We start from the raw sequence: 26,391 nt of genomic DNA on the forward strand, positions 1-26,391 counted from the left end.
GCGTCCCGCCCGGCTCCGGCCCGGCGGGACGCCGTGCCTGCGTACGCGGCGGGTCGCCCGAACGGCGTAGGCCGGCCGTGCGGGCGCCATGGCGGCGGGCCACTCTGAACTGCCAGGTCCGCAGGGCTCGACCCGGAGGTGCAGCATGGCGGCTCGCGTGTGGGGGCCTGAGCGGCGCGTTCTCGTGCTCGTGCTCGTACCCCTCCTTGTTCTGGCCGCGGCCTGCGGTGGCGGCGGCAAGAAGGGTTCGGCCCCCCGGGCCGCCGCCCGGCCGCTCGACCTGCCGTTCACCCACCCCGGCGTCCTCGTCGGCAAGGCGCAGCTCGACCGGGTCCGCGCGCACGTCCGGGCCAAGGAGCAGCCCTGGCTGACGGCGTTCGAGCAGATGCGCGACAGCAAGTACGGGGCCGCCGACTACCGGGCCACTCCGTACGCCGTCGTGGAGTGCCCGCCCGACACCCGCCCCGGCCGCGGCTGCGTCGAAGAGCGTGAGGACGCCCTGGCCGCGTACACCCAGGCCCTTCTCTGGAACGTCACCAAGGACCGCGCGCACGCCGAGAAGGCCGTGCAGATCATGGACGCCTGGTCGAGGGTGATCACCAAGCACACCGAGGCCAACGCCGGGCTGCAGACCGCCTGGGCCGCCTCGTCCTGGGCCCGCGCCGCCGAGGCCGTGCGCTACACCTACGACGGCTGGACCGACGGTCAACTGCTGCGTTTCGAGCGGATGTTGCGCAACGCCTATCTGCCCCAGGTCAAGGACGGTTCCGCCGACTTCAACGGCAACTGGGACCTCGTGATGGCCGACGCCACCATGGCCATGGCCGTCTTCCTCGACGACCACGCCACCTTCGAGAAGGCCGTGCACCACTTCAGGACGCGCGTGCCCGCGTACTTCTACCTGGAGTCCGACGGGAAGCTGCCCGTCTCCCCGGAGGGCAGCGGCATCGACACCGCCGCCGAGCTGACGAGTTACTGGTTCGGGCAGGACACCTTCGCCGACGGGCTCTCCCAGGAGACCTGCCGCAACTTCAAGCACGCCGGTTACGCGCTCGCCGCCACCTCCCACATGGCGGAGACCGCCCACCACCAGGGCGTCGACCTGTACGGGGAGGTCCAGGAACGGCTGCGGGCCGCCTTCGAGTTCCACTCCGCGTACCAGCTGGGCGCCAAGGCCCCGGACTGGCTGTGCGGCGGCAAGGTGCAGCGCGACATGGGGCCCGACACGGAGGTCGGCCTCAACCATCTGCGGGGGCGGCTGGAGCTGGAGATGCCGCAGACCGAGAAGTACACGGAGCGGCGGCGGCCCGAGGGCACGGACGGCCTCTTCGTGGCCTGGGAGACCCTCACGCACGCGGGCAACGCGTAAGTGGTTCGACGCACCCCTCCGGATGGCGTACTGTTGTGTTCACCGACGCGGGGTGGAGCAGCTCGGTAGCTCGCTGGGCTCATAACCCAGAGGTCGCAGGTTCAAATCCTGTCCCCGCTACTGAAGGCCTGAGGCCGGGAAGCATCAGCTTCCCGGCCTCAGGTGTTTTCCCGGTCCCGTCGTCCGGTCGGTCCCGTAACCCGGACGGCCCACATCAGGTCGCACCCTTCCCCCGCTGCGGGAAGCCTGGATGGAGCGCGGTGATGGGCGCGGAGTCGGCGGGAGACAAGCGGTGGGGCAGCGAGGAGGATCCGGCGACAGCGGTGCCACCAGCCGGGAGGCCACCCACGAGTGGGCCTTCGTCAGATCCCTGCCCTTCCTGCTCCTCATCGTCGGCGTCGTCTTCGACGTGTTCACCCCGCCGGACTTCACCGCGGCGCCCCTGTTCACGGCCGCCCCGCTGATCGCCGCCCCCTTCTACTCGCTGGCCAACACCGTCCTGACCGGCGTCGCGGCCTCGGCCGCCGTCTTCTTCCTGCACTACGGCAGATCGGCCAACAGCCATGTCGAGGCCGTCACCGAGCTGATCACCGTGATGACCGTGGCCGCCCTCGCGATCGTCATCAACCGCGTCGTCCGCCGCGGCAACGCCAAGCTCGCCACCGCCCGTTCCATCGCCGAGGCCACCCAGCGCGCCGTGCTGCCCGAGCCGGATCCGCGCATCGGCGGGCTCGACATCGCGGCGCGGTACGAGGCCGCGCAGGCCGACGCGTTCATCGGGGGCGATCTGTACGCGGTGCAGGACACCCCGCACGGCGTACGGCTCATCGTCGGCGACGTACGGGGGAAAGGCATGGGCGCGGTCGCCGCGGTCGCCGTCGTCATCGGCGCCTTCCGCGAGGCCGCCGAGCAGGAGGCCACCCTGGAGGCGGTGGCGCAGCGTCTGGAGCGGGCCCTCGCGCGCGAGGGCACCCGGCGCGACGGGCTCGACGCCTTCGAGGGGTTCACCACCGCGGTCCTCGCCGAGATCCGGCACGGCGAGGGCGTCGTACGGCTGATCAACCGCGGGCACCCGGCGCCGCTGCTGCTGCGCGGCGACGGGCGTCTGTGCGTGCTCTCCGCGAGCGAGCCCGCCCTGCCGCTCGGCATGGGCGAGCTCGGCACCTGGCCGGACCGGGCGGACGAGACGGACTTCCCGCCCGGCGCGATGCTGCTCCTGTACACGGACGGCCTGTCGGAAGCGCGCGACGTGGCGGGGGAGTTCTACGATCCGGCGGCCCGGCTCGGCGGGCGGATCTTCCCGGGGCGCGGAGGGCCGCACGCGCTGCTCGCCGCGCTCACGGAGGAGGTGCGGCGGCACACCGGGGGCGCCGCGACGGACGACATGGCGCTTCTCGCGGTGCGGCGGCCGACCGCCGACGATTCCGAGGGGACGCCCGCCCCCGAGCCCCCGGTGACACCGCGTGACTGAAGAGCACCCCTCCGCATAACAACTGACGTACTGTCAAGAGAATGTGAAGCTCCGGTGTGCGTGCGGGTGGGGTCAACTCGCCCCGTTCCGAACCCTCGTGTCCCGGTAAGTACGGCCGAAGAGCGTTAACGATCAACCGGAACGGCTTGGAATACCGACCTGCCGTCTATTAACGTTCGATAACGCAGCGCGGTCGTCCCAGCCGTCACTCGAGGCGGCTCCGTGCGCACGCGCCTAATCCCGCAAGGGAGCCGGGGAACCACCAACTTGGGGTGAATCGGGCATCTGTGCATCCGTGCCAGATGTTCGTAGGAGACCTTCCTGCTCCGAACCCGTCAGCTAACCCGGTAGGCGAGAAGGAAGGAAAGGAGTGCGCCCCAGTGGCGTCCAACCGGCCTGCCCCCCGAGCCGTGTACGTGCCGAATGACGACGACTTCGGTTCGTACGACGAGGCACCCTTCGAGGAGTGGAACCCCACCGAGGAGTCCATCCGTCCCGTCCGCGGCAGGCACCGTGTGCACAAGAAGAGCGGCGGCGGACTCGCCCGCAGCTCCACCGTCCTCGGCGTGGGCGTCATCGCCGCCGTCGGCGCGGGCGGCATCGCCACCGCGCAGGGCGGCAAGCCGCCGGTCTCCATATCGATGCCCGACCTGGGCACCGTCACCGACTCGCTGCCCGAGGCCAAGTCCCTTCCGGGCGTGGGCTCTTTGATATCCGACGACGACGCGTCGGACACCACGACCACCGCGGCCGCCGCTGCCCCCCTCACCGCCGCCGGCGTCAGCACCACCGACGCCGAACAGGGCACCACCGACGCGGGCGAGGCACTGCGCGCCCGCATCATGCAGCAGGCCGAGAACCAGCAGAACCAGGCGGACGCCGCCGTGCAGACCGCGGCCGAGGACGCCGCCGTCAAGAAGGCCGCCGAAGAGGCCGCCGCACAGCAGAAGGCCGCGGAGAAGGAGGCGGAGGCCAAGGCCGCCGCCAAGAAGAAGAAGGAAGAGGAGGCCAGGAAGGCCAAGGCCGAGGCCGAGCGCCTGGCCAAGCTCGCCAAGAGCTACGCCATCCCCACCTCCTCGTACACCCTCACCTCGCACTTCGGCGACGCCGGATCCATGTGGTCCTCCGGCCACCACACCGGCCTGGACTTCGCCGCGCCCACCGGCACCCCGCTCAAGGCCGTGCACACCGGCACCGTCAAGGAGGCGGGCTGGGCCGGGGCCTACGGCTACCGCACCGTCCTGGAGCTCGAGGACGGCACGGAGATCTGGTACTGCCACCAGTCCTCGCTGAACGTCAGCGCCGGCCAGAAGGTCACCACGGGCGAGGTCATCGGACGCGTCGGCGCGACCGGCAACGTCACCGGGCCGCACCTCCACCTGGAGGTCCACACGCCCGACGGCACCGGCATCGACCCCCTCGGCTGGCTGCAGAGCAAGGGCCTCAACCCCTGACGCACCCCAGGAACTCCGGCGGTCCTGGCGGCGACCCCCCGACGCCAGGGCTGCCGGTCCGGCGTGTCCGCAGGACGGGGCTGCGTGCCCAGGCCGCCGCCTTTACGGAATGCCGCTTCCGGTAAGCGTGTTGAGGAACGTATGACGTCTCTTCGCACACTTGGCTCATCCGACCTCGAGGTCTTCCCCCTCTCCCTCGGCGGCAACGTCTTCGGCTGGACCGCCGACCGCGCGGCGTCCTTCGCCGTGCTCGACGCCTACACCGCGGCGGGCGGCAACTTCATCGACACCGCCGACGCCTACTCGTTCTGGGTGGAGGGCAACAAGGGCGGCGAGTCCGAGACCCTCATCGGCGAGTGGCTGGCCGAGCGCGGCAACCGCTCCGACGTCGTCGTCGCGACGAAGGTCGGCGCCCTCCCCGAGTACAAGGGCCTCTCCGTGAGCACCATCAAGGGCGCCGCGGACGCGTCCCTGCGGCGCCTCGGCACCGACTACATCGACCTCTACTACACGCACTACGACGACCCGTCGGTGCCTGTCGAGGAGATCATCGGGGCGCTCGACGAGCTGGTGACGGCCGGCAAGGTGCGTGCCGTCGCCGCCTCCAACATCACGCCCGAGCGGCTCCAGGAGTCCCTCGACTTCTCCGACCGCGAGGGCCTCGCGCGCTACGTCGCGCTGCAGCCGCACTACAACCTCGTCTCCCGCGACACCTACGAGGGCCCGCTCCAGGAGGTCGCCTCGCGCTCCGGCCTCGCGGCCGTCCCCTACTACGCGCTCGCGTCCGGCTTCCTCACCGGCAAGTACCGCCCGGGTGCGCAGGTCGAGAGCGCGCGCAGCGGCAAGGTCGCGGAGTACGCGGGCACCGAGCGGGGCGACCGCGTCATCGCCGCGCTCGACGAGATCGCCGCGGCGCGTGGCGCCGAGGTCGCGACGGTGGCGCTCGCCTGGCTCGCGGCACAGCCCACCGTGGCGGCGCCGATCGCCTCCGCGCGCACGGTCGAGCAGTTGCCGGCGCTTCTCGCGGTGGCGGACCTGGAGCTGACGGAGGCGGAGGTCGCGGCGCTGACGGCCGCGTCCGCCTGACGTCGCTCCCTAGGAGCGGTAGGGGTTGTACGTCGGGTAGCCGTAGGCCGGGTAGGGCTGCGGCTGCCCGTACGGGGGAGGGCCGTAGGGGGCGGGCCCGTAGGGAGGGTGGCCGTACGCCGCGTACGGCATGGGGGGCATGACCGGCGCCGTCGCCCGCGCCGCGTACGCGAGGGCGGGGCGGGCCGGTTCGCGGCGCTCCCAGAGCTTCTCCAGCAACTCCCGCTCGCGTACGACGAAGTCGGCACCGGCGCGGCCGCGGCGGCCCCGGTGGCGCAGCGCCGCGAGGGACGTCGCGTACTGCTGGTACTCCACGACCGTGCGGGCCGCCGCCTTGCCCCAGGTGTACGAGGCGTAGTCGCGGGCCAGGGCGCGGGCGCGCATCGAGCCCAGCGCGTACGGCTCGGGCGGGGTGAGCCAGCCCGCCACCGCGTACACGGGCAGCTCGGCGCGGATCGTGCGCAGCTCGCGCTGCCTGGTCCAGATCGCCAGCCAGGTCAGCAGGCCGAACGAGGGCAGCATGAAGAGCGCGTACACGGTGAAGAAGCCGTACTGCCCGAAGACCGCGGAGCCGTTCCACAGGGCGTGCATGCCCATCGCGAGCAGCAGTCCGGCGAGCGGGAGCAGCACGCGGCGCACCTGCTGGCGGTCGGCGCTGAGCGCCGCGATGCCGAAGCCGATGCCGGTCAGGACCGTGAACAGCGGGTGCGCGAAGGGCGACATGACGACGCGTACGAAGAAGGTCGCCGCCGTCACGGAGGCGAGGCCGCTCTCACGGCTGAGCTGGTCGGTGACGTAGGCGTTGCCCAGATAGAGGATGTTCTCGGTGAACGCGAAGCCGGTCGCGGTCACCCCCGCTATGACGACGCCGTCGACGATGCCCGTGAAGTCGCGTCTGCGGAAGAGGAAGACGAGCAGCACCGCCGCCGCCTTCGCGCTCTCCTCGACGATCGGGGCGATGACGGTCGCGCCGAGGGTGTCGGCGCTGGTGGGGTCGGCGGTCGCGGTGGCTATCCAGCGGATCGCGAAGCTGTTCGCGACGATCGCGATGAGCGCGGCCGCGCAGGCCCCCCAGGAGAAGGAGAAGAGGAGGTTCCGCCAAGGGCCCGGTGCCACCCGGTCCAGCCAGCGGAACGCGGCGACGAGCAGCGGCACGGGCACGGTCGCGAGGCCGAGCCCGACCAGGAAGCCCTGGGTGCCGGTCTGCTCCCTGACCAGGGCGAGGATCACCAGGCCCGAGAGGGCGAGCAGCGTGACGAGCGCGGCCACGCGTATCGCGCGCCGCTGCCACCAGCGGGCACGGCGCAGCTCCCCCGGAGCGGGCGCCTCGGGGGGTATCGGATACGGAGTACTGATGGCCACCTGTTGACCCTAACGAGGGATGGGGGTGGCCGCGACGGTGTCTCAGGCCGCGGGGGCGGAGTCGGACCCTCCGGTTCGGCGGAACAGCAGGTCGTGGACGACGTGGCCCTTGTCGAGGCCCTGGCCCTCGAAGCGGGTGAGGGGGCGGAAGGACGGCCGTGGCGCGTACCCGCCGTCGGGCTGCGTGTTCTCGAAGTCGGGGTGCTCGGTCAGCACCTCCAGCATCTGCTCGGCGTACTCCTCCCAGTCCGTCGCGCAGTGCAGGATCGCGCCGGGCTTGAGGGAGGGCGCGGCCAGCGTCAGGAACTCCGGCTGGATCAGGCGCCGCTTGTGGTGGCGGGCCTTGGGCCAGGGGTCGGGGAAGTAGACGCGCAGGCCGTCGAGCGAGGCGGGCGGGAGCATCTCGCGGAGCAGGATGATCGCGTCGCCGTTGGCCACGCGGACGTTGGTCAGGCCGTTCCGCTCGGCGAGGCCGAGGAGGTTGCCCTGGCCGGGGGTGTGCACGTCGACGGCGAGGATGCCGGTGTCCGGGTCGTCGGCGGCCATCTGGGCGGTGGCCTCGCCCATGCCGAAGCCGATCTCCAGGACGACGCGCTCGACGGGCCGCTTCTCGTCCGCGAACAGCTCGGCGAGGTCCAGCGTGCGCAGCCCGTCGATGTCCAGGCCCCACGTGGGCCAGAGCCGGCGCAGGGCGTCGCCCTGGCTGGTGGTCACCCGGCTGCGACGGGGCTGAAAGCTACGGATCCGCCGCTCGTGGTGCGACCCCGCGGGGTCGGGCGATGGCCCGCCGGGAAACCGCGGCGCGGCCTGCGGACGACCGGTCGGCCGGTCGGCTTCGGGGGTGTTGGGTGAGTCAGACACAGTGCGGCAATTTTACGGGGAGATGAGCTGCGGGCACGTGGTCGCGCCCCGTAAGGGGTGTGGGGCTGTGTCGTCAGCGGTTTTGGCGTGGGGGCAGGTGTCTGAAGGGGGTGTGGGGCTGTGTCGTCAGTGGTTGTGCCGTGGGGCGGGGGCAGGCTCCTGAAAGGGGCGCGGGGAACTGCGCGACCAGCCACATCCGGCCCGCAGCCAAGCGGAGACCCCAGCAACCCCGGCCCCGCATCCACCCCAGCAACCCCGGCCCCGCATCCACCCCAGCAACCCCGGCTCCGAATCCACCCCGGCCCCGATCCACCCCGGCAACTGAAGCCACCCAGAAGCCGAGGCCACCCCTCAGCCGTCGCCTCGCAGAGCGATCTGCGCCCGGCGGGCGACTTCCCTGCCGATGGGCAAGGACGCGGTAGCCGCAGGCGACGGCGCGTTCAGCACATGAACCGCCCGCGCCCCCTCCCGTATCAGGAAGTCGTCGACCAACGTGCCGTCCCGCAGCACCGCCTGCGCCCGCACTCCCGCGGGCGCAGGCACCAGGTCACCCGCTTCGACCCCCGGCAGCAGCCGCCGCACCGCGTCGGTGAACGCGGACTTGGAGGCGGAGCGGCGCAGCTCACCCGCCCCGTACCGCCAGTGGCGGCGGGCTATGTGCCAGGAGCCGGGCCAGCCGAGGGTCCCGGCGAGCTCGCGGGGGCGGACGACCGACCAGTCGTACCCCTCGCGGGCCAGGGCGGGGACCGCGTTCGGCCCGACGTGGACGCCGCCGTGGATGCCTCGGGTGAGGTGGACGCCGAGGAAGGGGAAGGCCGGGTCGGGCACGGGATAGACGAGGCCGCGCACCAGCTCGGGCCGGGCGAGGTCGAAGTACTCACCGCGGAACGGGACGATCCGCATGCCCGGGTCGTCCCCGGTGAGCCGCGCGATCTGGTCGCACTGCAGCCCCGCGCAGTTCACCAGGACCCGGCCGCGGACGATGCCGCCGTCCGCGGTGCGGGCCGCGACGCCGAGGTCGGGGCGGCGGTCGATGCGGACGACCTTGCCCTGGTCGCCGAACCGGATCTCGGCCCCGGAGGCCTCGGCCAGGCGCTCCGCCACCGCGGTGTAGTCGCAGATGCCGGTCGTGCCGACGTGGATGGCGGCGAGGCCGCGGACCTCCGGCTCGTACTCGGTGATCTGGGCGGGGCCGAGCTCGCGCACCGGGATGCCGTTCTCCCTGCCGCGCTGGACCAGGGCGTGCAGGCGGGGGAGCTCGTCGCGCTCGGTGGCGACGATCAGCTTGCCGGTGACCTCGTGCGCGATGTCGTGCTCCGCGCAGAACTTGACCATCTCGGCGGCGCCCCGGACCGCGTACCTCGCCTTGAGCGAGCCGGGGCGGTAGTAGATCCCGCTGTGGATCACGCCGCTGTTGCGCCCCGTCTGGTGGCGGGCGGGGCCCGGCTCCTTCTCGAGCACCGTCACCTTTGTGCCCGGGGCGGTGCGCGTGAGGGCATACGCCGTCGCGAGCCCGACGATTCCCCCGCCGATCACCAGCACGTCGCAGTCGTACGCGACCTTCTTCACCGCGCCTCACCTCCCACCACAGATATTGCCCTGCGCCACTGACAACGCCGCCAAACCTCGGGCGCCGGATCCTTCCTGCTCTGCTCCGCGCCGGTTCACGCGGACCCACCCGCGCGTTAACCGGGGCCGTCGGCCGGTGCCCTCGATGCCGGGTACAGCTTGTGGGGGGAGAGATCCGCCGCGAAGCGACGGCAGAGGACCGAGCCCTAGGCCGGCGCCATCAACAACGGCCTGGCCCGCTCCCGCAGCTCCACCACCCGAGGCTCGTCCCCGTACGGCTCCAGGCGGTGCAGCAGGTCCTTCACGTACTCCGTGGTCCTCGCGGACGAGATCCGCCCGGCGACCTCAAGGGCACGTGTCCCCTGCTCGCACGCCGCGTCGAGGTTCCCGGACTCCAGCTCGGCGACCGCCGACACCACCAGGCGTAAGCCGTGCGACCGCACGAACTCCTCCGTGGGCCTGGACAGTGCCTGCTCCGTGAAGCGCCGCACCTGCCGCGGCGCCTTCAGGTCGCGGTAGCACTCGGCCGCGTCGGCGGCGAAGCGGTCGTACGAGTAGAAGCCGAGCCAGGAGGGGTCGTTGTCGCCGTCGCGGGCCCGCTCCAGCCAGCCCTCGGCGGCCCGCAGCGCCGCCCCCGCGGCCTGCGCGTCATTGGCACGCGCGTGTGCCCGCGCCTCGACGAGCCGGAAGAAGCTCATGGTGCGCGCGGTGGCCAGGCCCCTGTTCCGCTCCAGGGCGGCCTGCGCGAGGTCGACTCCCTCGTCCCCGAAGCCGCGGTACGTCGCCTGGAGGGACATGGAGGCGAGGACGTAGCCCCCGAGGGGGACGTCCGCCGCGGCCCTGGCGAGCCGTAGGGCCTGGATGTAGTACCGCTGGGCGGCCTCCTGTTGGCCCGTGTCGAACGCCATCCACCCGGCGAGGCGCGTCAGTTCGGCGGACGCCCCGAAGAGCGCGCGCCCCACCTCGTCGGAGTAGGAGCCGAGCAGAAGGGGCGCAGCCTCGACGCGCAGGCACTCCGGGACCATCGAGGAACGCCAGTCGCCGCCCCCGTACTTGGAGTCCCAGCGCCGCGCGTCCTCGGCGGCCTCCCGCAGCTTCAGGACGTCGCTGTGGCCGACCTTCATGGGCGCGCCGGTGTCGTCGGCGTGGGCGGAGTCGCGCGGCACGTCGCGGGTGGCGTCGCGCGCGACGGAGCTGTCGGCCGGGGTTATCAGCCAGCGCGAGGCGGGCGTCGCGTACGCGCTGACGGCGAAGGAGCCGGCCAGGGACTGCCAGATGCCGCCGCTGCCCGCGCGCCGTCCCGCCAGGTCCAGGCGGTACAGCTCGGTCGCCGACTTCACCGCGGCCCCCACGTCACGGGGAAAGGCGAGGCCCACCTCCGGCGCGGGGTCGGCGTCCGCGAGGCCGATCTCGTGCAACGGCACGGGGCGGCCGAGCTTCTGCCCGATGGCCGCCGCGATCAGGTGCGGGGCGGCGCCCTGCGGCACCATGCCCTTGGACACCCAGCGGGCCACCGATGTCTTGTCGTAACGGAGCGTCAACCCGCGTTGTGCGCCGAGGTCGTTGACCCGGCGGGCGAGTCCCGCATTGCTGATTCCCGCGAGGGCGAGAACGGTGCCGAGCTTTTCGTTCGGCCCGCGTTGCTCCCTGGACATGCGCCACCCCTCGACACAGACGGCTGCCGGGCAGTGGCTGGACCGCGCGGCATTCGTGCTGCGTTCCCCCGGGGGCAGGGGCACCCGTCGACCACGCGCGCGTGGCCGGAATCACGGCCGCAAGAGCGCTTGGCCGATCCTCCAGGTATATGCCTCCGCGAAAACATCAGCACACACAGCGTAGTTCGCCGCATCCCAAGCGTTAAGAGGCGCAGTTCCGGATGGCGAGATTGTTGTCCGTGCGGAAGCGCGGCGATCCCGGAGCGTGCTCCCGGTGTGTGGCCGTGCGCCTCTTCGTGCGCTCTTCTCCGGCCATGAGGGGAGCGCTTCCATTGGCGGTGCGTGGGTCGGCCCGCTGCGCTGGAGTCAGTGGGCTGGGGGACACCGCCGCCTCCATCCCCGCGGGCGGCGGACCGGTCCGGGAGGCGAACACCGCCTCCCGGACTGAGTGTTGCCTTCGAACGGTTCCGCCCTGGGCGCATCCCAGGCCGATTTGGCCGAAAAGCGCCTACGCGCGCGGGCCGTCTCGTCGGCCCTGCGCGAGGCGTGCGCGAGCGTATGTGCGAGGCGCGCACGTCGTACGCACGAGGACTCCGCAAGGCGTCCCCAAGAGGGAGGCCTTGGTTCCGCCCTTCAACTACCGCTGCCCCAGGGCGCATTCACTGCCGCACAAGCGGCCCCGCGGGCCCTCTCGCGCGCCTCCTTCGTGGCAGCATGGGACCCCAGTTCTTCGGTGCACTGGTCGGCCGTGCCCGGTGGCGCTCCGCCGCCGGTCCGTCCACAGCCTGTGGAGGCAGCGATGCGGTGGTTGGTGGGGTGGAGCAGTGCCGCCGCGAGGCCCTCGACGGCGGGCTCGGCCGGGGCCACCGGTGACGACGGGCAGACCGTGCACCCCGTGGGGTCCCAACTCCTGTGGGGCGACCCGGATCCGCTCTGGGCGGTCGGCGACTGGCGCGCCGACGAAGTACGCACAGTGACGGCCGACGAGCAGACCCGCATGGCGGTCCTCGGCACCTGCGGGGCCTCCGACGAGGAGCTGCGGGTCGGTCTCCTCGCCGCGCGCGGCGGCGCCCTGCGCCATCTGACCGCCTGGTCCGGCAGTTACACGGCGGTCGTCCAGGTCGGCCGCCGCGTCATGATCGCCGGCGACCTCGCGGGCGCGCGCCCCGTCTTCTACACCCCCTGGGCGGACGGCACGGCCTACGCGACCGCCGCCCTGCCGCTGGCCGACCTCATCGAGGCCCACCTGGACATCGGCCACCTCGCGGCCCTGCTCGCCGCCCCCGACGTGCCCGAGGCGCTGCACGACTCGACGCCCTACCAGGGCGTGCGCCGTGTGCCCCCGGGGCACGCGTTGATCCTGCGCGCGGGCGCACGGGAGGTCGCGGGGTACGAACCGGTGGCCTCGCTCGCCGTCGCGGCCCCCTCGGCCGACGCCACCAGTGCCGTGGACGGCGTCAGGGACGCCCTCATAGAGGCGGTACGCGCCCGGCTCACGGCCCCGCGCCACGTGCCCGGCACGGACATGGACCCCGGCCCCGTACCCGGCATGGGGCCCGCCGAGCGGCGCGCGGCCCGCGGCATGCCGGTGCCCGGCATCGGAGCCGACCTCTCCGGAGGACCCGCCTCGGGAACCCTCGCTCTCCTTGCGGCCGGTCTGCCCGGCATGCCCGGCACGGTCCTCGGGCACGGCACCGGCGCGGGAGAGCGGCTCCTGGCCGTCACCTTCAACGACCTCGCCGTCAACGGCCGCGAGGCCGAGCTGGAGCGGGCCGGGGCCATCGCCGCCAACCCGCGCCTGCACCACGTGGTGGTCGCCGCGGGCGAAGAGGCCCTTCCCTACGCCGACTTGGACGGGCCTCTGACGGACGAGCCCAGCGGCGCCCTGGTGACCGCGCAGCGCCACCGGGCCCGGCTCGCCTCGGGCAGCGCCGACCACTTCACGGGCTACGGCGCCCGGCAGGTCCTCGACGCCCACCCGGCCCGTCTCGCCGATCTCCTGATGGACCGCAAGCGGCGCCACATGGTGCGCCCCGTGGCAGCGCTCGCGAAGGCCGACGGCTCGGTGATGGTCCCCGCGCGCGTGTACGGCGCCGCCCGCAAGCTCGCCCGCATGCCGCACCGCTCGGGCGTCGAGTCGCTCGCCGACCGGTTGCTGCACCGCCGCTTCGACGAACCGGGCGGAGCCGTGGGGGCGTCGCTCGCCGCCCTCGCGTGGGCCAGACCCGGACCCGCCGCGCGCTGGCTGACCGGCGAGGCCCTGGCTGAAGTATCGGTTCGCCTCAACGACACGACGATGCGTCCGGGCGGTCCGGGACAGCGCCCCGGCGAGTTCCGCGCGCGGGCGGCCCTGGCCCGGCACGCCGCGGACCTCCGCATCCTGGAGCAGGCGGCCGAGGTCCGCTTCCAGCGCCTGCACGCGCCCTTCCTGGACAACCAGGTCGTCCGCGCGTGCCGGGCGCTCCCCGAGGCCCTGCGCGTCCAGCCGGGGGCCCGGGCCGCGATCCTGCGCACGGTCCTGGAGGGCGCGGGGGTCGCCGATCTGCCGCCCGGCTGGGGCGCCCCGTCCCACGCCTCGAACGCGGCCGCCGCCCGCACCGGCCTGCGCGTGGCGGTGGACGACCTGGTCGCCCTCTTCGACACGCCTCTCCTCGCCCAGGCGGGCCTGGTCGAGGCCCGCGTCGTCCGCAAGGCCCTGCGCGAGGCCGCCGAGGGAGAACCACTCCCGCTGGACGGCCTCGCGGACCTCGTCTCCACCGAGCTGTGGTTGCGCCGTCTGCTGTCGCGAAGAGGAACGTGCTGGACGGGGACTCCAGCACGGCAACGGGCTGTTCCTACGGGGAGTGTGGTTCCGCAGAGGGGCGCGCTAGGAGCGGGGCGGTAGCCGTTTGGCCGGGGCTGTTCCGCTCTGTGGTGGGCTGGCTCCGTCGACAGCTGGTCTGCTCCGTGGTGGGCAGGCTTCGTCGGGGCTGTTCCGCTCCGTAGTGGGCTGGCTCCGTCGACAGCTGTCCGTGGAGGGCTGGTTCCGTCGGCAGTTGTCCCGCTCCGTGGAGGGCCGGTTCCGTCGGCAGTTGTCCCGCTCCGTGGAGGGCCGGTTCCGTCGGCAGTTGTCCCGCTCCGTAGACGGCCGGTTCCATGGACGCGCGCCCGAAGAGAAAGCACGAGCCTCGGGGCGTCCCTCCGGGGAGAATGACCCGGTGCGGTACCGAATCCTGGGCGCCACCGAGGCGTACGACGACCAAGGCGCCCCCCTGCCGGTGGGGGGCCAGCGGCTGCGCGCCCTGCTCGCCGCCCTCGCGCTCCACGCGGACCGCACCACCGCCGTGAGCACCCTCATCGACGAGGTCTGGGCCGACGATCCGCCGGCCGACGCCCCCGCGGCCCTGCAGGCCCTCGTCGGCCGCCTGCGCCGCGCCCTCGGCAAGGACGCCATCGCCTCGGGCCCCGGCGGCTACCGCCTCGCCGTCGCCCCCGACGACGTCGACCTGCACCGTTTCGAGCGCCTCGCGCGCGAGGGCCGCGCCGCTCTGGACCGCGGCGACCCGGCCCCGGCCGCCCGCACCCTGCGCGACGCGCTCGCCCTGTGGCGCGGCCCCGCCCTCGCCGACCTGCCCGACCGCAGCGCCGCGGCACGGCCCGAGGCCCAGCGCGCCGAGGCCGTCCGCGCGCGGATCGAGGCGGACGTGCTCCTGGGCCGCGCCTCCGATGTCGTACCGGAGCTGCGGTCACTGACCGCCGCCCAGCCGTACGACGAGACGCTGCGCGCCCTGCTGATCCGCGCCCTGCGCGATGCCGGACGCGGCGCCGACGCGCTCGCCGCGTACGAGGACGCGCGCCGCGCACTCGCCGACGGGCTCGGCACCGACCCGGGTCCCGAACTGCGGGCGCTGCACGCCGAGTTGCTGGCCGGGCCCGAGCCGCGCGGACCACAGGGCCAGGGGCAAGCCGAGCGGGGGACGGCCGAGGGGGAGAAGGGCGCGCGGGAGACGACTGAGCAAGGGCAGGCCGAGCGGGAGGCGGCCGAGCGGGAAAGGGGCGCGCGGGAGAAGGCCGAGCGGAACGGGAACATCCGTACCCGCCTGACGTCTTTCGTCGGCCGGGAACCCGAACTCGCCGCCATCCGTTCGGACTTGTGCAGGGCCCGCCTCGTCACCCTCACCGGACCGGGCGGCTCCGGCAAGACCCGCCTCGCCGAGGAGGCCGCCGCCGGGCATCCCCAGGCATGGCTGGCCGAGCTCGCCCCGCTCGACCACCCGGAGGCGGTGCCCGGCGCTGTCGTCAGCGCGCTCGGTCTGCGCGAGACCGTGCTGATGACCAGCGAACTGACCACCCCGCAGGACGACCCGGTCACCCTGCTCGTCGAGTACTGCGCCCCGCGCAGCCTGCTCCTGCTGCTCGACAACTGCGAACACGTCATCGGTGCCGCCGCCGAGCTCGCCGAGACCCTCCTCACGCACTGCCCCGACCTCACCATCCTCGCCACCAGCCGAGAACCCCTGGGCGTACCGGGCGAGTCGGTGCGCCCCGTGGAGCCGCTCCCGCCCGACCCGGCCCACCGCCTCTTCGCCGAGCGGGCCGTGGCGGTGCGGCCCGGCTTCGTACCGCAGGAGGACGCCGAGGCCGTCGCCGAGATCTGCCGCCGCCTGGACGGACTGCCGCTCGCCATCGAACTGGCCGCCGCCCGCCTGCGGATGCTCACCCCGCGTCAGATCGCCGACCGCCTCGACGACCGCTTCCGCCTCCTGACCAGCGGCGCCCGCACGGTCCTGCCCCGCCAGCAGACCCTGCGCGCCGTCGTCGACTGGTCCTGGGAGCTCCTCGACGAGGCCGAGCGGACCATGCTGTGCGAGGTGGCCGTCTTCGCCGGCAGCTGGGACCTTTCGGCCGCCGAGGCCGTCTGCACCGGCCCGGCCACGGACCTGATCGGCGCCCTGGTCGACAAGTCCCTGATCGTGGCCGTCCCGTGCGCGCGGCCCGAGGACGCCGGCATGCGCTACCGCCTCCTGGAGACCATCCACGAGTACGCGGGCGAACGCGCCGCCGAGACCCCCGGCCTGCCCGAGGCCGCCGCGCGGCGCCACTGCGCGTACTTCCACGCGCTGGTCGAGCGGGCCGAGCCCCTGCTCCGCTCCGCGGAGCAACTGCCGTGGATCGAACGCATGGAGACGGAGCTCGACAACATCCGGGCGGCCTTCCAGCACGCCATCGACACCCGTGACGTGGCGACGGCCATCTCGCTCGCCCTGAGCACCGGCTGGTTCTGGTGGCTGCGCAACTTCCGCAAGGAGGGCGCCGAGTGGCTGGGCCGCATCCTGGACCTGTCAGGCACTCCGCGCTTCGACGTCGCGGCCTTCCCCGACGAGGACGACCCGCTGTACTGGCCGTGGATGAAGCTGAGGCTGCTCCACCTCTTCATGGAGGCGGAGTCCCGGCCCGCCGAGGCGCTGACCGCCCACGGCGACTGGGTCCACAGGGAGTACGTCGAGCAGGTGCGTGCCGTCTTCGGGCGGCCCATCCCCGAAGCCGCCCAGTTCCCGGGCCTGATCTGGCCGTTCACCATCTTCTTCACCGGCGGCACCCCCGACGACGCACGCCCCGCCCTGGAGGACGCGGTCGAGAACTGCCGCCGCTTCGGCGACACCTGGGCGCTCTGCGTCATCCTCATGTTCCGCACGCACATGGCCGTCGACATGCCCGGCAACCTCTCGGGTGTCGACGAGGACCTGGCCGAGCTGCGGGCACTGAGCGCGCGCGTGGGCGACCGCTGGATGATCGCCCAGGTCAGCAGCGCGGCCGGGGAGGCCGCGATGGCCCGCAGCCGCCACGAGGAGGCCCGCGTCGCCTACGAGGACGCGCTGCACTTCGCCTATGAGGTGGGTGCGTACGCCGAGACGCCCTTCCTCATCGCCCGGCTCGCCGAGATCGCCTACCGCGAGGGCGACCGGCCCGTCGCGGAGAAGGCCCTCGACGAGGCGAGCGGCGAGGCGGACCGCCACGGAGTGACCGACTCACGCGCTTTCGTACGCCTGTTGCGCGCGCTGTTCGCGCTCGACGACGGAGACACGGCCCGGGCCAGGGCGCTGTGCGTGCAGGCCCGCGCCGAGTCGGCGTACGGCACACCGCCCCCGCAGTTCAGCGCGGCCATGCGCGGTGTGGAGGCCCGCGTCACCGCGGCCGAGTCCGGACCCGCGGCGGGGCTGCCGGAGCTGGCCGAAGCGCTGCGCGAGGCCATGGCAGCCCAGTGCTCGGAGGTGATCCTCGCGTCCCTCGTGGACAGCGGCGCCACGCTGGTGAGCCAACTCGGCGACCACGCGCGCGCGGCACGCCTGCTCGCGGCCGGCACCCACCTCCGCGGCGGCCATCCGCGCCCGCTGCCCGAGGTGACCGCCGCCGACCGCGTCGAGGCCGACGCCACGGCCGCGCTGGGCGCGCCGCGGTACGAGGCGGCGCGCGCGGCCGGCTCCACCCTCACCGTCGACGAGGTGCTCCGGGAAGTGCTCGACGCGGTGCCGCGCTAGGCCCTCAGGTGCAGCGCAGCCGCGACTGCGCCCAGTCCGCGAGCGCCACGGCGGCGAAGGGCGTGTGCGGCTCGACGACCAGCCGGATCGTCTTGCGCCCGGTGAGGTTCACCTGCACGGGCACCGCGGGATCGCCGCCCTTCATCAGCGGTGACTGCCACAGGCGCGCCCCGTCCGCGTACACGGAGAAGCGCATCTTCCCGAGCCCCATCGTCATGTCGTCGACCCCGACGACCGCGTCGTACGTCGAGCAGCTGCGGTTCAGGTCGATCGTCACGGAGGACTCGCCGTGCACGGTCACGCCGTGGGAGTACTGCTTGTCGGCGATCGACATGCCCCAGCGCTGCCACACCCAGCTGCTCTCGCCGAGCCGCATCTCGGGCTTGGTGCCGTCGCCCGTGGCGCCGTACTCCAGCTCGTTCCACTGGTAGACCTTCGGGGCCGGTGGCGGCGGGGGCGGCGGCTTCGGGGTCGGCTTGGGCGGGGTGGGCTTCGGCGTGGGTTTCGGCGTCGGCTTCGGAGGGGGCGGTTTCGGCTTGGGCTTCTCCTTCGCGGGAGGCTTCGGCTTCGGGGTGGGCTTCGCCTTCGCCTTCGCCGGCGGCGGCTTCGGAGCGGGCGGCGGCGGAGTCGGCTTGGGCTTCGGCTTCGGGGGCGGCGGCTTCTGCGGCACGATCGACTCCGACACCGCGGGCTCCTTGGCCTTCGGCGGCGGGTCCTCCTTGGGCTTGCCGCCCCCTCCGGTGAGGGCGATGGCCGCGGCGACACCGGCCGCCACGACGACGCTCGCCGCGATGCCGGCCTTCGCCGGGGCGCCGAGCCCCTCGGACGCGGCGGCACCGCCACCCGCGGCCGACCCTCCGGACGATCCGCTCGCGGCGGCCGCACCCGCGGCTCCCGCGGCACCGGCTCCCGCCGCGCCGCCGCCGATGAGCGCGGCCACCTTCGCGTACCCCGCGGCACCGAACCAACCGATGACGGCGATCGGCACGACCGCGGGGATACCGCTGGCGACTTCCTTGATCTGGCCCGCGGCCAGACGGCACTTGGCGCACTCCTCCAGGTGCTTGCGCAGGCCCCGCTCGGCACGGGTGCGCAGGCCGCCGCGGGCGTAGGCACCCAGGCGGTCGGCGTAGCGCGCGCACTCCTCGCTCTCGGTGAGCGTGGCGCTCACATGCGCCTGCAGATAGGCCTGTTTGAGACCCTCGCGGGCGCGGCTCGCGAGCACGCGCGTGCCGTTCGCGTCGAGGCCGAACAGCGTGGCGACGTCGCTCGGGGACTCGTCCTCGATCTCCGTGTGCCACAGCACGGCCTGCCAGCGCTCCGGCAGACTCCGGAACGCCTGCATGGCCATCGACTGCTCGGCCTCGTGCATCGCGCGGACGTCCGCGCCCAGGTCGAGCGTGTCGTCGTCGGAGACCTCGGCGCCCCGCGCGGCCTGCGCGGCGAACACCGCGAAGTCGTCGACCAGTTGCTCGCGCTTGGCCGACTTCGTCCAGCCCGCGGCGACCCGGCGCACGGTGGTGAGCAGATAGGCGCGCACGGCGTACTCGGGCCCGCTGCCGCCGCGCACCGCCTGCAGCATGCGGGCGAAGACCTCGGCGGTGAGGTCGTCGGCGGTGTGGGCGTCGCGGCAGCAGGTGCGGGCATAGCGGCGCACGGCTTCCGCGTGACGGCGGTAGAGCTCCTCGTACGCGGAGTCGTCGCCCGCCCGCATCCGCGCGATCAAGTCGGCGTCGGAGAGCGGGACGTCACCGCCCGCGGGCGCGGAAGCACCCGCACCGCCCTCGCGCTGCGGAGGCACGCTGGGATCGGGCGCACCGGACGCCGGGCCCGCGGAGCCGCCCGGGGCACCGGCGGGGGTCCCCGCGCTGCCGCCGGGCCCGCCCTGGCTCGGCACCTGCCGTGAGGGCAGCCCACCGGTTTCCGTGCCGCCGCTTCCCGAGGGGGTCTCCTCGCCGAAGCCGGCGGACGGCTCGTCCCGACCGTCAACACTCATCGCGGAACGCCCCCGGTTGCACACTCAGACCCGACCACCGGGAAAGAGTGCCACACGGTCGCGCTCCGGCCGATAGCCGCGACGGGCAACCACCCGTCCGGGGCGACTTCCCGAAATCGAGCACTACCGGTCACCCATTCGGGGAAGGCTCAACAACCGCTGTTCAGCGCGGAGTTGAGCCTTCCGCCGGATGGTGTGCGACTGAGGCGCCGGAAAGAACCACGATCACGCGGGCCGCATCACGCGGGCCGCGAGCGCAGCCCTTCGAGCAGGATGTCGAGCAGCCGCGACGAGGCCGCCGCCTGCTGCGCCGCGTCCGGCAGCGAGGGCGCCGCCGTCGCTATCACCAGCAGGACGTCCGACACCGTCACGTCCGCGCGCAGCTCGCCCGCCGCACGGGCGCGCTCCACGAGACGGCCGACGACGTCGAGCAGCGTCGCCGCACCCGAGTCGTCGCCCACGGAAGCCGACTCCTCGGCCGGCGCCTGGCGCTGTTCGATGAGGCGCAGGTCGGGGGCGTCCGAGACCGACTGCCGCTGCTGCGGCACCCGGACCTCGTCCTCCTTGGCGGCGCCGTCCTCGACGCTCACCCGCAGCACCTGGGGCGGCAGGAGCCGCCCCGCGCCCGACGCCACGGACGTCCGCAGGAAGCGCGAGAGCGCCGACCACGGCTCGTCCTCCTGCCCGAGCGCCGCACGCGCCTGGTCGGTCAGCCGGGACGTCTCTTCCTCGGCTATCCGCCTGACCAGTACGTCCTTGCTCGGGAAGCGTCGGTAAACGGTGCCGACACCGACTCGCGCACGGCGTGCCACGTCCTCCATCGGCGCGCCGTACCCCAGCTCGCCGAAGACTTCGCGAGCTGCCCTGAGCACATGTTCGAGATTGCGCTGTGCGTCGACACGCAGCGGTGTCGTGCGCGCTCCTTCCCCCATGTCTCGTCCGTTCCCGCCCGGGCCGACAGCTGTTGCCGGCGTGACGGCGGAAGTCCAGTGAGTCTCCTGAATGTGCATACACGTTCCCCCGGTAATGACGTCTCCCCCCGGAGACACTCCCCGTCATTGACTAACCGGTGTGTTGAGGAGCGAGCCCTTCCGCGAACCGGAAACTCGGTTCGACGAGCGCATCCCCCGACACCCCGACGTCACACGAACATAGTTGAGCGGGGGTCAATTCAGAAGAGGTGGGTTCCGCACGGTGAGCCCCCCGATCGGAGTACGCACCTTTTCAGGCCTTATTGCACCCCATCCCCGTACCCCTCTCATACGTGCTGACCTGCACGCCTTTCCTGCTCACCGGCCGAAGTCCGGGCGCCCGCCGCACATCGCGTCCGGTCACACAAATTGCCGGGCCTGTGGACAAACTCCGGAGCCGGGTGCGTCATGGGATGGTGAAGGAACCTGTGCGCATTCTCGTCGTGGGCGGCGGCTACGTCGGCATGTACACCGCGCTGCGCCTCCAGCGGAAGCTGAAGCCGGAGCTCAAGCGGGGCGAGGCCGAGATCGTGGTGATCACGCCCGAGCCGTACATGACCTATCAGCCGTTTCTGCCCGAGGCCGCGGCCGGCTCCATTTCGCCGCGCCACGTCGTCGTCCCGCTGCGCCGGGTCCTCGACAAGTGCCGCATCGTCATCGGTGAGGTCGCGTCGGTCGACCACGCCAAGCGCACCGCGACCTTCACCACCCTCGCCACCGAGGAGGAGGGCACCGGGGCCGTCGACATCACGTACGACGAACTCGTCCTGGCCCCCGGCTCCATCTCGCGCACGCTCCCCGTGCCCGGCCTCGCCGAGTACGCCATCGGCTTCAAGACCGTCGAAGAGGCCATCGGACTGCGCAACCACGTCATCGAGCAGATGGACATCGCCTCCTCCACCCGCGACCCCGCCATCCGCGACGCGGCCCTGACCTTCGTCTTCGTAGGAGGCGGTTACGCCGGCGTCGAAGCGCTCGGCGAGCTGGAGGACATGGCGCGCTACGCCTCCCGCTACTACCACAACGTCAAGGCCGAGGACATGAAGTGGATCCTCGTCGAGGCTTCGGGCCGGATCCTGCCCGAAGTCGGCGAGGAGATGGGCAAGTACACGGTGCGCGAGCTGCGAAGGCGCAATATCGACGTACGCCTGGAGACCCGCCTTGACTCGTGCGAGGACCGCGTCGCCGTCCTGAGCGACGGCGCACGCTTCCCCACCAGGACCGTCGTGTGGACCGCGGGCGTCAAACCGCACCCCGTCCTCGCCGCGTCCGACCTGCCGCTGAACGAACGCGGCCGCCTCAGGTGCACGGCCGCGCTGACTGTCGACGGCGCCACGCACGCGTGGGGCGCGGGAGACGCGGCCGCCGTCCCCGACGTCACGGCCGACGAACCCGGCAAGGAGTGCGCGCCCAACGCCCAGCACGCGGTGCGCCAGGCCAAGGTCCTCGGCGACAACATCACCGCCTCGCTGCGGGGCAGGCCCCTCCAGGACTACACGCACAAATATGTCGGCTCTGTCGCGTCGCTGGGACTGCACAAAGGTGTCGCGCACGTCTACGGACGCAAGCTGAAGGGCTACCCTGCCTGGTTCATGCACCGCGTCTACCACTTGAGCAGAGTGCCGACCGTCAACCGCAAGTCCCGTGTGCTCGCCGAATGGACCCTGTCCGGCCTGTTCAAACGCGAGATCGTCTCCCTGGGTTCGCTCGAACACCCCCGTGCGGAGTTCGAACTCGCAGCCGGTGGCGAGCGCCCGAAGGAGTCCTCCTGACCGGAGTCAGGAACTCCCCGCACAGGGCCGGCGTCTGACGGATGTCAGTCCGGTCGGCCAGACTGTTCGTGTGACCATGGGCAGGCCGCCAGGCCGACACCAGGGACGTCCGCTCTCGACATGCTGTGTTCCCGATCCAGAAGCGACACCACGAGGCCTACCGCAGTGAACTTCACGCGCTGGAGCGCCCGGCTCCCCGGAACGCAGCGCCGCGCAGCAGCGCGGACCGAACAGGCGGCGGCGTCCCCGCCGTCGCGCGGGGACGGCTCCGTCCCCGCGGCCCGCGCCGAGCGGCTCTCCGACGGGGCGGAGCCCGGCACCGCAGACGGCATCGAAGGCGTCGACGAACTGCCGGTCCGCGAGGTGCTCGACCGCATCCCGGCCCTCGTCGCCCTCGTGCACGGCGCCGAGCACCGCATCGCGTACGTCAACGACGCGTACGTGTCCGCCTTCGGCCCCCGCCCCGTCGGCGAGCCCGCGCGCGAGGCGCTGCCCGAACTGGACGAGCTGGGCCTGCTGCCGCTCCTGGACCAGGTCCTGCGCAGCTCGAAGCCGCGTACCGTCAAGTCCCGCAAGGCACCCTCAGGGCGCTCCTACACCTTCACGTGCACCCCCGTGACGCTGCCGCTCGGCGGCTCCGCCGCGGGCCCCGAAGAGGGCGGCGGCGTCCTGGTGTTCGCCGCCGACGTCACCGACCACGCCGAGGCCGCCGAGCGCCTGCGCACCAGCGAGCGCGCCCAGCGCGAGACGGCCGTCACCCTCCAGAAGTCCCTCCTGCCCCAGGAGTTGGAGCAGCCCGACGACCTCCGCATCGCCGCCACCTACCAGCCGGGCGGCACCGAGGCGGCGGTCGGCGGCGACTGGTACGACGTGATCACCCTCGGCGGCGGCCGCACCGCCCTCGTCATCGGTGACGTGATGGGCCGCGGCGTGCGCGCGGCGGCCGTCATGGGCCAGCTCCGCACGGCCGTGCGTGCCTACGCCCGCCTGGACCTGCCCCCGCACGAGGTCCTCCAGCTCCTGGACGGCCTCGCCGCCGAGATCGACGCCAGCCAGATCGCCACGTGTGTCTACGCCGTGCACGACCCGAACGAAGGCAGCCTCGTCTACGCCTCCGCGGGACACCTGCCCATCCTCGTACGCGACGAGAACGGCGTGATCCACCGCGCGGAGGAACCCACCGGACCCCCGCTCGGCACCGGCGGCTGGCTGCACACCTCGGGGTCGGTACCGCTCAGCCCCGGCTCCACCGCCGTCCTCTACACGGACGGCCTGGTCGAGCGGCGCAGCGAGGACATCGACGAAGGCGTGGCCTCCCTGGAGCGCGCCCTGGCCGGCGCCACCGGCACGCCCCAGGTGGTGTGCGACCGCCTGATCCGCGCCCTGGGCGTGACCGCCGACCACGACGACGACGTCGCGGTCCTGGTCCTCCAGCACCCCGCCCGCACCGGCTCGGACGCCGAACTCTTCAGGAACGCCGCCCTGGAACTCCTCGGCGGCGTGGAAGCGGCACCACGCGCGCGTGCCTTCGCCACGGGCGTCCTCGCCAGCTGGCGGTTCTCCCCGGAGCTGCACGACCTGGGCGTCCTCGCGGCCAGCGAACTCGTCGCCAACTCCCTGCAGCACGGCACCCCGCCGATGCGCCTTCGCCTGCGCCGCACCGACCGGCGCCTGATCATCGAGGTCACCGACGGCGACGACCACCTGCCGCGCCGCCGCCGCGCCGAACCGGCCGACGAGGCGGGCCGCGGCATCGCCATCGTCGCCACGATCGCGTCGAACTGGGGCTCGCGCCGCACACCGGGCGGCGGCAAGGCGGTCTGGTGCGAGTTCGCGCTGCCCAAGTAGGACCACAAAAAGCAGGAGCCCCCCGACCGGCGCCGGGGAGCTCCTGCTCGGGGGACGGGGCCTATGCGTTCGCCGCGGCGGGCTCGGCCGTGGCCGGACCGCCCTGCGCCACCACACTGCTCTTGGCCAGCGACGGCTGGTTCTGCACCGGCGTGAGCCGGCGCCCCAGGCGCACCGCGAGCACCGTGATGCCCAGCGAGAACAGAATGAACGTGACGATGTACGGGGCGTGCAGCGCGGCACCCATGGGCCCGCCCACCGCCGGACCGACCGCGAGTGCCAGCTGCTTCACCAGGGCGAAGGCCGAGTTGTACTGACCGACCATGCCGCTGGGGGCCAGGTCCGCGACCAGCGGTGCGACGGTCGGCGACAGCATCGCCTCACCGAGCCCGAAGAGGGCGTACGTCGAGATGAACGCGGCGGTGGCCATCGCCTGGCTGCCGTGCCCGAGCCCCGCGTACCCCGCGAGGATCCACGCGAACGCCCAGATCAGACCCACGGCGGCGATCACCCTGGACCGCTTGCGGCGCTCGACGAACTTCAGGACGGCGAACTGCGCGATCACGATCATCGCCGTGTTGGCGGCGAGCGCGATGCCGAGCGTCGACGGGGAGATCCCCGCGGCCTCCACGCCGTACGCGGAGAGCCCCGACTCGAACTGCCCGTAACAGGCGAAGAAGATCACGAAGCCGAGACCGCACAGCTGCACCATCGCCTTGTGCTTCATGAGCGCGCGCATGCCGCCCTGCGGGGCGGAGGCGTCCTTGGGCATGGCGTCCTGGATGGACAACGCGTGCGGCAGCCGGACGGTCAGCGCGATGGCCGCGAGCACCAGGAACATCACGGACTCGATGGAGAACAGCAGCGTGAAGCTGCCGGGCCGGTCCTCGTCGACGATCTGGCCGCCGATGAGACCACCGATGCCGAGGCCCAGGTTCTGCAGGAAGAACTGCATCGCGAAGGAGCGCGTGCGGGTCTCCGGCGTCGAGGACCAGACGATCATCGTCGCGAGCGCGGGCTGCATGACCGCCGTGCCCGCGCCGAGCAGCGCAGCGGACAGGATCGCTGTCGGCTCGCTGTTCGCGAAGCCGAGCGCGACCGCGCCCACGGAGGCGACGACCGCCGCGCCCACGAGTACGGGCAGCGGCCCGCGACGGTCGATGACGCGGCCGGTGATGGGCAGGACGATCAGAGCGGCCATGGCGAAGGCGGCGAGCACGATGCCCGCCGTACTGGCCCCGAGCTCCCGCACCTGCGCCACATAGACGTAGAGGAACGGGACCGTGAACCCGATGCCGAACGCGCTCAGCGCGCTGCCTGCCTGAATACGACGCATCGCTGCGCCCATCGCCCTGGTCACTTTCACCTGCCTTAGGAGTTAGAAGTGAAGACTTCGAAGCTAAAGTTAGGAGCTAAACAATACACACCGAAGGACTTCGATGCCAAGCGAGGGCGTGCCATACTCGGCCCATGGGTGACACCCCCGGCCCCAGTGAGCCGACACTTGAAGAGCAGATCGCCGCGTACCAACGGGAGTTCCAGGACCTCGACCCCCAGGTAGAGAAGATCGTCTCGGCCCTGGGGCGCCTGAACCGGCGCATGAACGTCGCCTACGGTCGCCAGACCGCGACCCTCGGCATCAGCAACGCCGAGTGGGAGGTCCTCAAGGCCCTCGTCCTCTCCGGAGCCCCGTACCAAATGGGCCCCGGCGACCTGGCCAAGCGCCTCGGCCTCACGCCCGCCGCCATGACCCACCGGATCGACCGCATGGTGGGGGAGGGTCTGGTCACCCGCGACCGCGACGAGTCCAACCGCGTCCGCGTGATCGTCGAGCTGACCGCGGAGGGCCGCGAGAAGTGGCTGGAGGCGATGCGCCTGGCGACGGTCTTCGAGGAGGACCTTCTCCAGGACCTGTCCGCCGAGGAGCGTGGCGTCCTGGGCGAAGTGCTGACCCGTCTTCTACGCCGCGTGGAGCACGCCCAGCCGGACGCCGGCGGACGCCTCAACGACCTCGACTGAGACCCCGGCCGGAACCTCGATCGACGGTCGGCCGACGGAGCCCGGGTGGGGGTTGACAGCCACCCGCCCGATCCGTAAGGTTCTTCGGGTTGCCACGGAGCCGTAACGGTTCTGCGACAGCACCTCCCGCCGCTGTTGAGCGGCAAACCAAACTCTGCACAACCTCCCAACGGAACGCATTCGGCATGCCCGAATTCAATTCCAAGGCTCGATTATGAGTCGCCGGGAAAACCCGCTAGAGTTTGAGACGTCGGAACGGCCCAACAGCCGCGAAGGCAACGCCCGCTGACTGGGAATCAGGCCCGAAAGGATCTGATAGAGTCGGAACCGCCGGAAAGGGAAACAGGAAGGCCGAAAGGCCGGACCGGGAACCGGAAAGGCACCGAGGAAATCGGACACGAAAGAGTCTGATAGAGTCGGAAACGCAAGAACAGAAGAAA

General features: G+C 72.5%; 16 protein-coding genes, 1 tRNA gene and 1 riboswitch. Of the genes, 10 read left to right on the forward strand and 7 right to left on the reverse strand.

Going from position 1 to position 26,391, the window contains the following annotated elements:
• The first annotated feature begins 145 nt into the window (after positions 1 to 145).
• The 5 genes from ACZ4D5_RS12240 (at position 146) to ACZ4D5_RS12260 (ending at position 5,380) form a co-directional block, all read left to right on the forward strand.
• Positions 146 to 1,369: an alginate lyase family protein gene (locus tag ACZ4D5_RS12240; RefSeq protein ID WP_467772225.1), complete on the forward strand. Its 1,224-nt coding sequence runs from the start codon at positions 146 to 148 to the stop codon at positions 1,367 to 1,369.
• A gap of 46 nt (positions 1,370 to 1,415) precedes the next feature.
• Positions 1,416 to 1,489 (forward strand) — tRNA-Met (locus ACZ4D5_RS12245).
• A gap of 130 nt (positions 1,490 to 1,619) precedes the next feature.
• Positions 1,620 to 2,840: a PP2C family protein-serine/threonine phosphatase gene (locus ACZ4D5_RS12250; RefSeq protein WP_467772226.1), complete on the forward strand. Its 1,221-nt coding sequence runs from the start codon at positions 1,620 to 1,622 to the stop codon at positions 2,838 to 2,840.
• A gap of 221 nt (positions 2,841 to 3,061) precedes the next feature.
• Positions 3,062 to 3,209: riboswitch (cyclic di-AMP (ydaO/yuaA leader) on the forward strand.
• Positions 3,210 to 3,220: 11 nt separating this feature from the next.
• Entirely contained in the window at positions 3,221 to 4,294 is a 1,074-nt protein-coding gene (locus ACZ4D5_RS12255; protein WP_467772227.1) for a M23 family metallopeptidase, read from the forward strand.
• Positions 4,295 to 4,435: 141 nt separating this feature from the next.
• On the forward strand, positions 4,436 to 5,380 hold the full coding sequence (locus ACZ4D5_RS12260) for an aldo/keto reductase (RefSeq protein ID WP_467772228.1): 945 nt from the start codon (positions 4,436 to 4,438) through the stop codon (positions 5,378 to 5,380).
• Positions 5,381 to 5,389: 9 nt separating this feature from the next.
• On the opposite strand, the gene ACZ4D5_RS12265 is transcribed toward ACZ4D5_RS12260, so the two are convergent.
• From ACZ4D5_RS12265 to ACZ4D5_RS12280, 4 genes are all read right to left on the reverse strand, one after another.
• Complete coding sequence (locus tag ACZ4D5_RS12265; RefSeq protein WP_467772229.1) at positions 5,390 to 6,742, reverse strand: PrsW family intramembrane metalloprotease; 1,353 nt, start codon at positions 6,740 to 6,742, stop codon at positions 5,390 to 5,392.
• Positions 6,743 to 6,784: 42 nt separating this feature from the next.
• A complete protein-coding gene (gene trmB, locus ACZ4D5_RS12270) occupies positions 6,785 to 7,603 on the reverse strand; it encodes a tRNA (guanosine(46)-N7)-methyltransferase TrmB (RefSeq protein ID WP_467772230.1) in 819 nt (272 codons plus the stop codon).
• Between the two features lie 351 nt (positions 7,604 to 7,954).
• A complete protein-coding gene (gene lhgO / locus ACZ4D5_RS12275; protein WP_467772231.1) occupies positions 7,955 to 9,172 on the reverse strand; it encodes an L-2-hydroxyglutarate oxidase in 1,218 nt (405 codons plus the stop codon).
• A gap of 206 nt (positions 9,173 to 9,378) precedes the next feature.
• Positions 9,379 to 10,827, reverse strand: coding sequence for an MFS transporter (locus ACZ4D5_RS12280; RefSeq protein ID WP_362339088.1), 1,449 nt, complete (start codon positions 10,825 to 10,827; stop codon positions 9,379 to 9,381).
• A 799-nt stretch (positions 10,828 to 11,626) separates the two neighbouring features.
• Between ACZ4D5_RS12280 and ACZ4D5_RS12285 the strand changes: the two genes are divergently transcribed.
• On the forward strand, positions 11,627 to 13,711 hold the full coding sequence (locus ACZ4D5_RS12285) for an asparagine synthase-related protein (RefSeq protein WP_467772232.1): 2,085 nt from the start codon (positions 11,627 to 11,629) through the stop codon (positions 13,709 to 13,711).
• Between the two features lie 313 nt (positions 13,712 to 14,024).
• Positions 14,025 to 17,345, forward strand: a complete 3,321-nt coding sequence (locus tag ACZ4D5_RS12290) for an ATP-binding protein (protein ID WP_467772233.1) — start codon at positions 14,025 to 14,027, stop codon at positions 17,343 to 17,345.
• Positions 17,346 to 17,349: 4 nt separating this feature from the next.
• Here ACZ4D5_RS12290 and ACZ4D5_RS12295 read toward each other — a convergent pair whose 3' ends face one another.
• Complete coding sequence (locus tag ACZ4D5_RS12295; RefSeq protein WP_467772234.1) at positions 17,350 to 19,341, reverse strand: sigma-70 family RNA polymerase sigma factor; 1,992 nt, start codon at positions 19,339 to 19,341, stop codon at positions 17,350 to 17,352.
• Positions 19,342 to 19,580: 239 nt separating this feature from the next.
• Positions 19,581 to 20,351 (reverse strand): TetR/AcrR family transcriptional regulator, encoded by a 771-nt coding sequence (locus ACZ4D5_RS12300; RefSeq protein ID WP_467772235.1) that lies wholly within the window; start codon positions 20,349 to 20,351, stop codon positions 19,581 to 19,583.
• 374 nt (positions 20,352 to 20,725) lie between these two features.
• Here ACZ4D5_RS12300 and ACZ4D5_RS12305 point away from each other — a divergent pair, with 374 nt between their 5' ends.
• The gene (locus ACZ4D5_RS12305) at positions 20,726 to 22,084 is read left to right on the forward strand and encodes an NAD(P)/FAD-dependent oxidoreductase (RefSeq protein WP_467772236.1); all 1,359 of its coding nucleotides are present in this window, start codon (positions 20,726 to 20,728) and stop codon (positions 22,082 to 22,084) included.
• 165 nt (positions 22,085 to 22,249) lie between these two features.
• The gene (locus ACZ4D5_RS12310) at positions 22,250 to 23,932 is read left to right on the forward strand and encodes an ATP-binding SpoIIE family protein phosphatase (RefSeq protein ID WP_467772237.1); all 1,683 of its coding nucleotides are present in this window, start codon (positions 22,250 to 22,252) and stop codon (positions 23,930 to 23,932) included.
• A gap of 61 nt (positions 23,933 to 23,993) precedes the next feature.
• On the opposite strand, the gene ACZ4D5_RS12315 is transcribed toward ACZ4D5_RS12310, so the two are convergent.
• Complete coding sequence (locus tag ACZ4D5_RS12315) at positions 23,994 to 25,280, reverse strand: MFS transporter (protein WP_467772238.1); 1,287 nt, start codon at positions 25,278 to 25,280, stop codon at positions 23,994 to 23,996.
• 122 nt (positions 25,281 to 25,402) lie between these two features.
• Here ACZ4D5_RS12315 and ACZ4D5_RS12320 point away from each other — a divergent pair, with 122 nt between their 5' ends.
• Positions 25,403 to 25,951 (forward strand): MarR family winged helix-turn-helix transcriptional regulator, encoded by a 549-nt coding sequence (locus ACZ4D5_RS12320; RefSeq protein WP_467772239.1) that lies wholly within the window; start codon positions 25,403 to 25,405, stop codon positions 25,949 to 25,951.
• Positions 25,952 to 26,391: the final 440 nt, after the last annotated feature.

The organism is Streptomyces sp. NPDC025651 (genome assembly GCF_055558735.1).